This window comes from Blautia sp. AF17-9LB (genome assembly GCF_003479185.1).
GTDB classification, from domain to species: Bacteria; Bacillota; Clostridia; order Lachnospirales; family Lachnospiraceae; genus Fusicatenibacter; species Fusicatenibacter saccharivorans.
This window is the reverse complement of record NZ_QUGU01000012.1, coordinates 77,664-90,499: the sequence shown is the minus strand read 5'-3', so window position 1 is coordinate 90,499 and position 12,836 is coordinate 77,664. Positions and strand designations below refer to the sequence as shown.

The following is a 12,836-nucleotide window of genomic DNA, read 5'->3' as shown; positions in this document are numbered from 1 at the left end:
GATGTGATTTATTAACATATAGCTGGCAACAAATTGGCAACAGAAAATCAGTGAGCCAAAATAATATATGCAACAGAAATAAAATACCGGCGAAAAAGATACAAAACTTAAACAAATATATTTAAGAACATCTTTGGATTTGCCGAGTTTGAGTAACGGACTAAAATGCCGAAAGCCTGTATTTATGCGGGTTTTCGGCATTTGTTTTATCAAATGGCTCTAGTTTGGCGCTATTTGTGAGAGCAATAATGGCAAGAAAACAGATGAAATCTAATAAGGAGCATTATATGACGAAAGTGAATTTTTATGATAGTATTAATGATTCAATGCTGAAGTTTGCAGTTATTATTGCCAGACATAATGGTAAATGGGTATTTTGCAAGCACAAGGAAAGAAATACATGGGAGGCACCGGGGGGACATAGAGAAGATGGTGAGGATATTCTTGAAACAGCCAAACGAGAACTATATGAAGAAACAGGAGCAATAACTTTTGATATTACTCCAATTTGTATATATTCTGTGACTGCACCAGATAATTTCGATGGAATGGAGACTTTTGGAAAATTATTCTTCTCAGATATACATACATTTGAAAAAGAGCTTCACAGTGAAATTGAAAAAATAGCAATTATGGATGAACTACCGATTAATTGGACTTACCCAGAAATTCAACCCAAACTGCTAGAAGAAGCAAGAAAAAGAGGATTTTGACCCAAAAAGGACGAAATAAAATGACTATTTTTTGATGTTGGGTCGACATTGGTTGATGAAAGCAAAGTTTATGAAGACAGGATGAAAAGGATAGCGGATTTATCAGGTTTAACTTACAAGCAAATTTATAAATATGCCATGTCGTTTTATAAAGAAAACAAAAAAGGAGATTTAGAGGTAGCAAGGCAATTGGGGGTGAAATTACCTAAATGGGAATCGCAATACGAGAGGCTGTATACAGATACTAAAGATTGTTTGAAAAAGTTAAGTAGAATTTATAAAATTGGTGTAATTGCAGACCAATCATTAGGAACTTCTGAGAGCTTAGAAAATCTTGGAGTAAGAAAATATCTTGATTTGATTATCGCATCAGCAGAAGAAGGCGTTTCAAAACCAGATAGGCGCATATTTGAAATTGCATTGGAAAGAAGCAGTTGTAAGCCAGAGAATGCAGTCATGATTGGTGACCGTATTGATAATGATATTGTACCCGCAAAACAGTTGGGTATGAAAACTATATGGGTAAAACAGGGATTTGGAAGTTTGTGGAATATAACAGATGAGAGTGAAAAAGCTGATATGGAAATTAATAACTTATCTGATGTATTAAAATATTTATAGGGGATGAGTCTATAAAATAAGATTCAAATTACAATTGTTCTTGCAGAACATATGATATGTGTTAGGGTACAAATAAAGAGTTGGGTTTATTGCTAAAAAGGAAAATGAAAATTATATGAAAAACATGAAAATAGATGCCAATGGGACAGAAATCAGAGTGATGGGCGATGTTGTTAATGAAGAAGCTTACATTTCGCTCACTGATATTGCAAAATATAAAAATCCAGATAATGCCTTTATCGTGGTGGCAAACTGGATGCGTAATCATTCTACGATTTCATTTTTGGGCTTGTGGGAACAAATTCACAATCCCAATTTTAAACCTATCGAATTCGATAGGTTTAAAGCAGAGTCTGGTGATAATGCGTTTACGTTGACACCGCAGCAGTGGATCAAAGCAATGGATGCAATCGGTATCGTATCCATACAGATGCGGTAAAAGAATTTTTGATAACGCCCACATTATCTCCGCAGGAAATGGCATATACATATGCTTCAGAAGCAGATATTCTAAATATGGCTTTGTTTGGGAAAACAGCAGCACAATGCAGAAGTGAAAAAGGAATAAAAGGGAAAATTCCTAATATCCGAGATTTTGCTTCGGCGGAAGAATTGGTTGTGCTTATCAATCTGGAAGATACAAATGCAGACCTGATAAGACAGGAAGTACCTAAAATTGAAAGGCTGAAAATATTAAGAGAAAAAGCGTACAGACAATTAGAACTTTTAAGAAAGAACCAAGATACGATAGAGGCACTAAAGAAAAATCTTATTGAAGATACAGAAACAAATGGTTGATTTCCTAAGTAAACTCGCTTATAATCTGAGTCGTAACATATTGCTATTATCCACAGTTACGGAGCGGATGTTATCAACAGCGATAACAAACTGATAACATTAGGCCCTATAGGCAGGATAATATGGATAAATCAAAGAATCGAAAGAAAAGCGAACACGGCAATAAATAATCTCTAAACAAAATTGATTAGTAATTGTCGAGTTTGAATAACGGATTAAAATGCCGAAAGCCTGTATTTATGCGGGTTTTCGGCATTTGTTTTATCGAATGGCTCTAGTTTGGCCTCTATTTGTGGGGAGAGTAATAGCAAGATTAAGGAGAAATTATGAAAAAGATAATTATATTAAGAGGTAACTCTGGAAGTGGAAAAACAACAGTAGCTAGAGCGTTACAAAAGAAATTTGGATACAATACAATGGTGATTTCACAAGATGAGATTAGGAGAAATATCTTGTGGGTTAAAGATGGCGTTGATACTAAGGCATTACCACTTATGATAGAACTTATGAAATATGGGTATGAGCATTGTGATGTGGTTATTTTAGAGGGCATCATGTATGATGAGTGGTATAGTCCTTTGTTCAAAACGGCAAATGAATTGTATGGAATGGATATATATGCGTACTATTTTGATATACCATTTGAAGAGACGGTCAGGCGGCATAATACACGAGATAAAAAACAGAAATTTGGTGAAGAAGATATGCGTAGATGGTGGAGAGAAAAGGATTTTTCATCAGTTTTTAATGAAAAAATTATTACATCTGACATTGATGCAGACAGTATTGTTGAAATGATATATATAGCTATAAATGAGCAAATTTGAAAAAATGCACAAAACTACGCCACGACCTTTACAAAGGAGTCAAAACCAATGCATTCCCTCGCACATTGATAGAGGGTGAGATATTTTTCCATCTGGATTATGTCACTGATCCTGCGATACGCTGTTTCAAAAGGACAGACTTTGCCAGTTCCAACAACACACATATAGTGTGCAAATGACATAATCAACCAGTATCTTCGGATTCCCTGTGCAGAACGGATTTGATAGCTGTCCAGCGCCAGTTTATCCTTACATTGGCGGAAAAATACCTCAATTGGCCACCTGCATACGTAATTGTCCAGGATTTCATTTGTGGATAAAGACACATCCATGCAAAGGAAGGCCCTTAGTGCTTTCGGTTTTCCAAATGCTTTTTCGGGATAGCTGAAAAGAACAATTGCGTTTTCTATACCGTTGAGATTGCCTTCATATCGGTACACATAATAGTTTCTGCCTTTAACTGTCACAAGGTCAAAGTTTTTATGTGTCACGGATAATTCGGCAGCCAATTCGCTGAGCTTCTTTTTCATTCCTGACGGGTACAGCAAACGATTTATTTTCAAAGCACCAATGGTATGAAATCCTTGTACGGCAAAGGTGTTGATTATTTTTTCAGAAACGTACCAACAGTCACAAAGAAAATAGGACTGTACCGGAGGAGCTGGCAGTTCCTTTGCGATATCCTGAACAATGTCGATTTTAGAAATTGCCTTGTTATACAGCACAAAAGCATAATTCAAAACAATGCCGTTACAGGAAGGCATAACCGAAACTGCCTGATGCCCATAGTCCTGTTTGCCTTTCAAATGAGATTGATGAAAATACGCATCTTCAATCGGATGCAGAGCCCGTGACGAAGGCTTTGTCTTTGAAGCTATCGTATCGTCAACAATACAGAAAACAGGTTTTCCGGTGCGGGCTGCTTCTGAATAAATAATCTCAATGACAGACCGTTTTAATGTATCTGAAAGCAACAATTCATCCCACTTTCCAGAGTTGAGGAAATGGGCAATTGTAGTTCTGTGGCAGGAACTGTTTTTAGCAAAATCCGTGGTTTTTCCATGGTATCCAGAAAGAAAGATGCTAATCAGGATACTCATAAAATGATTGATCATTCGATTAGAATACGATTTGCATAAATCTAATTTTTTAAACTGGTTGTATATGAATGCTGAATGATGTATAGTATTTGCAGGAGGCACCTTCTTTCGTGAATGCTGTAAATGTTGGTTTGGTCACTTTCATTATACAATACAATCGAATTCAAGGTGTCTTTCTTTTATGCAAAATCACGAACTTGCTCATTTATAGTTATATAATAAAGAGTAAAAGAATGTAATTACTCTGTTAGTAAATTGACACAAGTTGGCTGTAGAGTATAATTATAGTAAAAGTACAGCAGAAGCTGTCGCAAAGATATTTATAAAAATGTTGTGGGGGTATTGAACATTAATGAATGTAAAATTAAAATCTGCAAGCAAGCAAGCGACTGTAGCCTGGAGGGTGGGAGAAAGATGAAGAAGTGCAAATTAGTACAGAATATAAGAAATTTCAAATTTTGTTATTTTATATTTTGCATAATGATATGTTTGGTTGTTTTTCCTGTTTCCACATCTGCCCAAGAAAATTCTGATCATGTTATCCGGGTAGGATCTTTTGAGGAAACTTATAATGTAGTCAATGAAAAGGGAGAAAGAAGCGGCTATGGTTATGAGTATCTTCAAGATATTGCAGGTTATGCAGGATGGACATATAAATACATAACAAGTGATTGGAAAAACTGCTTTACACAGTTGGAAAATGGAGAGATTGATATTCTTGGTGGCATTTCCTATACAGACGAACGTGCTGAAAATATGCTTTTTTCCGATATGCCTATGGGGGAAGAGAAATACTACATCTATACGGATGCATCCAATATGGATCTTACAGCAGGAAATTTGGATTCTTTTGAGGGAAAAAATATTGGTGTGTCTAAAGATAATATAGTGGAGGATGTGCTTAATGAATGGGAATCAAAATATGGTCTGCATACGAAGCATATCAATGTTTCTACAACCACAGAAATTATGGACAAACTATCGAAACATGAAATTGACTGCTTCGTTTCGGTAGAAGAATCCCGTTGGGAAGAATCGGATATTTCACCGCTTACAAGTATTGGAGAGACAGAAATCTATTTCGCTATAAATCCAGAACGTCCGGATATCAAAGAAGCATTGGATAGTGCTATGCGCAGAATCAAGGATGACAACCCATTTTACACAGATGATCTCTACAGGCGTTATCTTTCTGCACAGAGCAGCTCGTTTCTTTCAAAAGAAGAAAGTGAGTGGATCGGGCAGCATGGTGCAATCCGGATAGGGTATCTGAATCAGGATGGAGGTATCAGCAGTGTAGATCCATCAACAGGTAAACTGACAGGTGTTATTACAGATTATGTGGATCTTGCAGAAAATTGTCTGCAAGGTCAGACTCTGGAATTTGAATTAAAGGGGTATGATACAAGAAGTGAACTGCTTCAGGCATTGCAGGATGGAAAAATAGACCTGATTTTTCATGCAAACCAGAATCCATACTTTGCGGAAACAAATGGATTTGCTTTGTCGGATACGCTGTTGACTCTCAATATGGCAGCAATTACGGCAAAGGATTCTTTTGATGAGAATAAAGAGAATGTAGCTGCTGTTGAAAAAGATAATTTTGTATTGAAAGCATATCTTTCATACAATTATCCACAATGGAAGGTTATGGAATATGAGACATCAGATGCAGCAGTAAAAGCAATGCAGAAAGGGGAGGCAGATTGTATTGTAAGCAATTCAGGTACTGTTTCAAACTATTTGAAAAATAATAAGCTTCATAGCGCTTTCCTGACAAAAGAAGCTGATGTTTCATTTGCTGTTCAGCAGGGAGAACCGGTTCTTTTGTCCATTCTGAATAAAACACTGACATCTATGCCTACAGCTCAATTTTCGGGTGCAGTAGTTTCGTATAATGTTTCCTCACGAAAAGTTACAGTGAGGGATTTTATTCAGGATAATTTACTGCCAGTTTCACTTATCGTTGGAATTTCTTTTTTCATTGTTTTGTGTATCATTCTTCGTTCTTGGAAGAAGTCAAAACGTGCGGAGGAAAGATTCAAGAAATCTGCTGAACAGGCATTAAAACTGAATCAGGAACTGGAAGAAAAACGGCAGGAATTACAAAATGCACTTGTAGAAGCACAGAGTGCCAATAAGGCTAAGACTTCCTTTTTAAATAACATGTCTCATGACATCAGGACACCGATCAATGGCATTATGGGCATGCTTACAATTCTTGAAAAAAGCGGAAATGATGGTGAGCGGGCAAAAGATTGCCTGAATAAAATAAATGAGTCTTCGAAACTGCTATTATCATTGGTAAATGATGTTTTGGATATGGCAAAGTTAGAATCGGATACCGTGGTTTTTGGTGATGAATCCATCAATCTGGATCAGGTATGTAAAGAAATCACGGAGTCGCTATACTTTCAGGCAGAAGAAAAAGGACTTCATGTTATAGGAGAACATGATGATTACAGTGGTATATATGTTTGGAGCAATGCAGTTCATCTGAAAAAAGTATTGATGAATCTGTTTACAAACAGTATGAAGTACAATAAGGTGAATGGTTCTATTTACATGAGTATGAGAACGATTGAAAGATCAGAAGATCACATGACATGTGAATTTAAAATAAGAGATAATGGAATTGGAATGTCAGAAGAATTTATAAAAAATGAATTGTTTACTCCATTTGTACAGGCAGATAATTCCCCACGTTCTGATTATAATGGGACAGGTCTGGGAATGCCTATTGTGAAACAACTTGTAGAAAAGATGGGCGGAACCATAACCGTTGAAAGCAAGCTTGGTGAAGGAAGTTGTTTTACTGTAATACTTCCATTTAAAATTGATACGAATGCACGGCCAGAAGAAAAAGAAGATTTTGATGCAGATATATCAGATATCCGGGTATTGCTGGTTGAAGATAATGAGCTGAATGTGGAAATAGCAGAATTTATGCTGACGGAAAATGGAGCTAAAGTAGAAACAGTGAACAATGGGTTAGAAGCTGTTCAGCATTTTGAAGCTTCCGAACCGGGAACATACGATGTTATTTTAATGGATGTTATGATGCCGGTGATGGATGGTCTTACAGCTGCAAGAACAATAAGAGCTCTGGATCGGCAGGATGCAAAAACAATTCCTATCATTGCTATGACTGCAAATGCATTCAGGGAAGATGCCGAAAGGTGTATGGAAGCAGGAATGAACGCACATCTTGCAAAGCCGTTGGATGATGAAAAAATTAAGCAGACCATAAGCGAAGAGTTGAGAAAGCAAAATGCCTGTCATGAATGATTATGAGGCAACCGCAGCAATCAGGAGCCTTCCAGTTGCATGGGATAAGCAGACAGGAAACATAGAGAGAGGATTTTGTTATGACAGAACAGAAACTGTATCAGTTTTGTGATACAATGGCTGCATCTGAATACCGCTCGCTGATCCGTCCATTTCTGGATATCTCTACACTTTCAGCAAGATTGAAGGCGGAAGAATGCATTTCCACAGAATACCGTATGTGTGATGGCAGTTGGCACAGGATGCTTTTTACTGTAAAAAAAGGGATGAGTCTGGAAATGTAACCCATGTTTGCAAAATACGTGAAGAGTTGAGACGTTTTTGTATTAAATTAAAATTAGATAAAAGGCATGTGAAATACGATGATGAAAAATAACTATATAAAACAAAAAAGAAAAGATCAAAATCCGGTAAATCATTGGAAAATTTTTGAGGGACGGTTGGTATTCCTTCTGGCAATGGTGATTTTGGCTGTTGTTGCATATACTTTTATTTTACAACAAGCATATACCAAAACTGCTCTGAAAACAGAAATTGAACGAGATATTTCCAGTGCAGATGCGGTTCATAAGCTGGTAAATAACAGACTGGGACGAAAAGATTTTAATGAAATAAAAAGTAAAGCTGATGAGAATACAGAACTATTCAAGAATATGTCGACATATATGAATGAAATCAGAACGCTGAATTCTACGAGATATATTTACACAGCAACCAGAAATGAAGACGGTAGATTGATTTACGTTGTAGACGGACTGGATCCATCGGCTGGTGACGTCAGACATCCAGGAGATCCGATTGAAAAGGAGATGGTTCCTTATATAGAAAAAGCACTTTCTGGAAAAACAGTATATTCTCAGGATATTGTTGATACAACATGGGGACCTATTTTTACAGCCTGTTATCCTGTGACAGCGGAAGATGAATCTAATGAAGTGATAGGTGCTTTCTGCATAGAAATGGATATGCAGAAAGCGTATGGAATGGTTGAGAAGACGAATAAGTTAAGTATTGTACTGGGATGCATTACAGCGTGTATTTTGGTAATATTATGTACCTGTGGATATTCTGTATATAAGAAGCAAAAAGAAAATGAGCAGAAACAGCAAAAACTGTTGCAGGAAGCTGCAAGACTGGCCGATTCAGCTAACAAAGCAAAATCAACATTTCTATTTAATATGTCTCATGATATTCGTACCCCTATGAATGCAATCATTGGATATGCAGAATTGGGAGAGAAACATTTAAAGGAGCCAACTATATTAGAGGATTACTTTGAAAAAATATTATTGTGCGGAAAGAAAATGCTGCATTTGATTGATAACATTCTTGAATTAGCACGAATCGAAAACAACCAAGCAACGCTGGATGAAACAATAACAGATGTTTCTAAAAACTTTGATTTATGTATTGATATGTTTAGGAAACCGATAGAAGAAAAACATCAAACACTGAAAGTCAATAAGAACATTCGATATCCATACCTGTATATGGATGATGCAAGATCATCTGAAATTACGATTAACATTTTGAGTAATGCTGTGAAATACACGGGTGAAGGCGGTAACATAAGCTGTACATTGAACCAATATCCCGGCGAAAAAGAAGGTTGGAGTGTATTAGAGCTTATCATAGCAGACAACGGAATCGGAATGTCAGAAGAATTCCAAAAACATATTTTTGAATCATTTTCACAGGAACGATCTTCGTCAGACAGCGGAATAGAAGGTAGCGGACTTGGCATGGGAATCGTGAAGAAACTGGTGGATTTAATGGATGGCAAGATCACAGTTCAGAGCAAACCGGGAGCAGGTTCTACTTTTACAATCACGCTTCCATTAAAAATAGCAAATGCGGAAGAAAGGAATCCGAAACATGCAGACGGTCAGTTGAATATCAAAAAACTGGAAGGAAAAAGGGTTCTTTTGGTAGAAGATAATGACTTGAATGCAGAAATTGCAACGGAACTTTTGACGGAAGAGGGAATCATGATAGAAAGAGCGGAGAACGGCGTTGCATGTATTGATATGTTTAACAAAGCAAAGCAAAATTACTACAGTCTGATTCTGATGGATATTCAGATGCCGATTATGAACGGATATGAAGCATCCAGGAGAATTCGAGAACTGAAAGACGGTAACAAATCGCAGATTCCAATTGTTGCAATGACAGCAAATGCGTTTGAAGAAGATAAGAAGATGGCTTTGGCAAGTGGCATGAATGATCATGTTGCAAAACCAATAGATATGAATGTATTATTGCCGACTATTATGAAATATATGTAAAGGAAGAAAGAAGGACACTGATTTTGTAGTCAGTGTTCTTCTTACATATCAGTCGACTAAAGAAAAACATTTTATCCAGTCCATTCTTTTTTGTCAGTTTTCTGCCGGCAAGTCAGAGAGCAGGACATTTCCGTTGACGGTACTTGCCTGAATGGTGAAGGCAGAAATACCGGAGCGGGTGAATGTTTTTGTGTAGGATTCCGTTCTTCCATTGGAGACGAGGCGGATTTTTCCGGTTGTCGTGGATGCATGAATGGACGCATCGGCAAGGTCGTGCGGGAGATGGAGTTTCACGGAACCGTTGACGGATTTTGCTGTCAGGGACTCGGAACAGGTTCCCTCGAAGAGGACTTTGCCGTTGACACCGTTTAAAGCTGCGCGGGAGCAGTCGCCGGTGATTTCAAGTCTGCCGTTTGTGGCGGAAACATCGAGGCTGTCTGTGCGCAGACGGGTCAGGACGATCTTTCCGTTCGCAGCCTGTATGCGGCAGCTGGATGCGGAAAGGGAATCGCCGGTGATTTTGCCGTTTGTGGCGGAAATTTCGAGCGTAGTAAGGGAGAGGGTATCAAGCCCGGTCGCGCCGTTCAAAGAGCGGAGCGTCAGCTTCTGTACGGTGGACGGCACCTGGAAGGAGAACACCTCTTTCTGGTGATTATTGCAGAAAAGATGTTTCCAGAATACGGAAGGGATGAGCTTTTTCTCTCGCAGACAGAACGTATTGCCCTCAATGCCTGCTTCGAAGCGGTCCGGATCGAAGTCGCCGGAAAAGTCAAACTCAACCGAAGCGGAAGTGCCCGGAGCAAAGTCGGCAGAAGCGTTCCGCAGGGAGATTTCCATAGCGGTGATGGCGGTGGAAGGGGCGTACGGGTAGTTCGGATGTGTTTCTTCAGAATTGGAGTGGGTTTTCTCCTGTGGCAGCACGTTTGCAACAGGCTGCTCCGTTGTGGCATATTCCTGACGGAAAAATTCGAGGACATCGTCGACATTGCCGAGTTCCGCACAGATTTCCTCATCGGAGAGACCCTGGCTGCGGGCGTCGGCGAAATGGGATTCGAAATCGTTTAAAATTTCCTCTGCGGCGGCAGAATCAAAGGATGCAAGGCCCTGTTTCAATGCATTCATATAAGTTTCATACGTTGTATTCATCATGATTTTCCTTTCTATCGTCAGATCGTTTCATCTGAAATCAGTCGGTTGATCTGCTGGGTGAAATCCAGCCATTCCTGTTTTTTCTCCTGCTGATAAGCTGTTCCTGCTTCAGTCAGATGGTAATATTTCCGGGCAGGGCCGGATGCGGATTCCTGTAGATACGTTTCCACGTAACCGGCTTCCTTGAGTCGTTTTAAAATCATATAGAGCGTTCCTGCGGCGATGGACATTTCGCGGGAAATGGCGTCTGTCAGCTCATAGCCGTATTTGTCCTCTTTTGTCAGCTGGGAGAGGACACAGAGCTCTAGGACGCCCTTTTTGAGTTGTGGATTCATATGAACACCTCCTTGTTGAGTAGATCATAACACACACTATATCATAATGCAATATAGCAAACCAAATTTTTATCCTGCCATGTGTTCGATTTTGTACATGGAAAAGCCTTGAAAAGAACCGCGGATTTCCGTATAATCAAGCAGAACCCTGAAATTTGACCGGAAAATACAGAAAAATAGAAAGATAGTAAGTTGGAAAGAAGAGGAAAAAATATGAGTGAAATGAATCAGAATAACAATGGCCCGGTAAAGGGCGCGATCCATTCGATCGAGAGCTTCGGATCCGTCGACGGACCTGGCGTACGCTACGTGATTTTCGTGAAGGGCTGCAACATGCGCTGCCAGTTCTGCCACAACCCGGATACCTGGACGATGAAAGATGCCGACTGGCAGACCGCAGATGAGGTGCTGAAAAAGGCGCTCCGCTACAAAAATTACTGGGGCGAAAAGGGCGGCATTACTGTAAGCGGCGGAGAACCGCTGCTGCAGATCGACTTCCTGATCGAGCTGTTCCGCAAGGCAAAAAAGAACGGCGTTCACACAACGCTGGATACCAGTGGAAATCCGTTCACAAGAGAGGAGCCGTATTTCAGCAAATTTAATGAGTTGATGAAATACACCGACCTGCTGCTGCTCGATATCAAGTTGATTGACGACAAGGCGCACAGAGAGCTGACCGGCTGCACCAACGAGAACATCCTCGACCTGGCGCGCTACCTTGACGAGATCGGCAAACCAGTCTGGATCCGCCACGTCCTCGTCCCGGAACGCAGCGACTACGACAAATATCTGATTCGCCTCGATGAGTTTTTACACAGCCTGCACAACGTACAGCGCGTAGAGGTTCTCCCATACCACACCCTCGGCGTATTCAAATGGGAAACCTTAGGAATCCCATACAAACTCGAAGGCATCAATCCGCCGACCAAAGAGCGCGTGGAAAACGCCAATAAACTGCTGCATACGGCGGAATATACGGGATATCTGAAATAAAAAGCAGAACAACAAGAAAAAAATGTGAAAAAGTAACAATTTTTATAAAAACTTTATAGTATTTCTGTTCAAAAACCAGAAGAAAAGGAGTATAATTTCTGTTATGGACGAGAGCATGGTTACAATGTGGCGGACATGACAGGGACGACAGCAAAAACACTACGAACCTTTTTGATTCGCCGCGGCAGTTGCTGCATCCACCAAAAATAAGAGCAAAAAGAAAGAAGGATTTACAATGTTTGGTTCAAAAGAGGCATCGGAAGACAAGCTGAAAAAAATGGTGGAAAAAGGAAAATGGGACAAATTAAGAAAACAGTATCTGGATTCGGACAAGACAACGCAGGTAGCGCTTGCAAAAGCCTGTGCAGCTTCGAGAAATGATGGTTCTGTTAATATTCTGACTTCTCTTCTGGAAGTAGACGATGTAGACGTAAAAATCGCGGCCGTTACGAGCCTTGGTGAGGTTGGAGACGATCACGTAACAGCACTGATCCGTCAGCTGGCCGTCAAGACACCGGCAGATCAGACGGAGCTGAAAGCAGCGATCACAAAAGCGCTGGAGAAGATTGTCGAAAGAGCATAAGAGCAGGATCAGTGAAAAAAAGGAAAGGCGAAGAAGTTTCTGTAAAAAGAAGCTCCTTCGTTTTTTTGTTGCAAGGCATATCAGAATCTGCTCCAGCGGATTGTTTTTGCCCGAACAGAAATCTTACAAAATCGTAATAATAAT

10 protein-coding genes and 2 pseudogenes are annotated in these 12,836 nt (G+C 39.5%); 9 read left to right on the top strand and 3 right to left on the bottom strand.

Translation table 11 applies throughout. The features are described 5' to 3' along the window. The first annotated feature begins 248 nt into the window (after positions 1–248). The 4 genes and pseudogenes from DWX00_RS20190 (at position 249) to DWX00_RS13560 (ending at position 2,959) form a co-directional block, all read left to right on the top strand. On the top strand, positions 249–713 hold the full coding sequence (locus DWX00_RS20190) for an NUDIX hydrolase (protein ID WP_330416966.1): 465 nt from the start codon (positions 249–251) through the stop codon (positions 711–713). 39 nt (positions 714–752) lie between these two features. Beyond that, positions 753–1,334, top strand: a pseudogene (locus DWX00_RS20185) (HAD family hydrolase); the annotation flags it as partial. Positions 1,335–1,449: 115 nt separating this feature from the next. Beyond that, positions 1,450–2,132, top strand: a pseudogene (locus DWX00_RS20605) (KilA-N domain-containing protein). A 326-nt stretch (positions 2,133–2,458) separates the two neighbouring features. Beyond that, positions 2,459–2,959, top strand: a complete 501-nt coding sequence (locus tag DWX00_RS13560) for a kinase (RefSeq protein WP_118595531.1) — start codon at positions 2,459–2,461, stop codon at positions 2,957–2,959. Between the two features lie 14 nt (positions 2,960–2,973). Here the strand turns inward: DWX00_RS13560 and DWX00_RS13555 are convergent, their stop codons facing one another. Then, positions 2,974–4,074: a transposase gene (locus DWX00_RS13555; RefSeq protein ID WP_243038016.1), complete on the bottom strand. Its 1,101-nt coding sequence runs from the start codon at positions 4,072–4,074 to the stop codon at positions 2,974–2,976. Positions 4,075–4,473: 399 nt separating this feature from the next. On the opposite strand from DWX00_RS13555, the gene DWX00_RS13550 reads away from it, so the two are divergent. The 3 genes from DWX00_RS13550 (at position 4,474) to DWX00_RS13540 (ending at position 9,632) form a co-directional block, all read left to right on the top strand. Then, complete coding sequence (locus tag DWX00_RS13550; RefSeq protein ID WP_118595530.1) at positions 4,474–7,347, top strand: response regulator; 2,874 nt, start codon at positions 4,474–4,476, stop codon at positions 7,345–7,347. 80 nt (positions 7,348–7,427) lie between these two features. After that, positions 7,428–7,631: a hypothetical protein gene (locus DWX00_RS13545; protein WP_022462380.1), complete on the top strand. Its 204-nt coding sequence runs from the start codon at positions 7,428–7,430 to the stop codon at positions 7,629–7,631. Positions 7,632–7,709: 78 nt separating this feature from the next. Further along, positions 7,710–9,632 carry a hybrid sensor histidine kinase/response regulator gene (locus DWX00_RS13540; RefSeq protein ID WP_118595529.1) on the top strand — a complete coding sequence of 641 codons (1,923 nt, stop codon included), beginning with the start codon at positions 7,710–7,712 and terminating at the stop codon, positions 9,630–9,632. A 93-nt stretch (positions 9,633–9,725) separates the two neighbouring features. On the opposite strand, the gene DWX00_RS13535 is transcribed toward DWX00_RS13540, so the two are convergent. Further along, positions 9,726–10,781 (bottom strand): DUF4097 family beta strand repeat-containing protein, encoded by a 1,056-nt coding sequence (locus DWX00_RS13535; RefSeq protein ID WP_082424725.1) that lies wholly within the window; start codon positions 10,779–10,781, stop codon positions 9,726–9,728. A 17-nt stretch (positions 10,782–10,798) separates the two neighbouring features. Next, positions 10,799–11,116 carry a PadR family transcriptional regulator gene (locus DWX00_RS13530; protein ID WP_022463160.1) on the bottom strand — a complete coding sequence of 106 codons (318 nt, stop codon included), beginning with the start codon at positions 11,114–11,116 and terminating at the stop codon, positions 10,799–10,801. A 213-nt stretch (positions 11,117–11,329) separates the two neighbouring features. On the opposite strand from DWX00_RS13530, the gene pflA reads away from it, so the two are divergent. Beyond that, entirely contained in the window at positions 11,330–12,109 is a 780-nt protein-coding gene (pflA, locus tag DWX00_RS13525) for a pyruvate formate-lyase-activating protein (RefSeq protein ID WP_330415499.1), read from the top strand. Positions 12,110–12,344: 235 nt separating this feature from the next. Continuing rightward, a complete protein-coding gene (locus DWX00_RS13520) occupies positions 12,345–12,692 on the top strand; it encodes a HEAT repeat domain-containing protein (protein WP_022463162.1) in 348 nt (115 codons plus the stop codon). Positions 12,693–12,836: the final 144 nt, after the last annotated feature.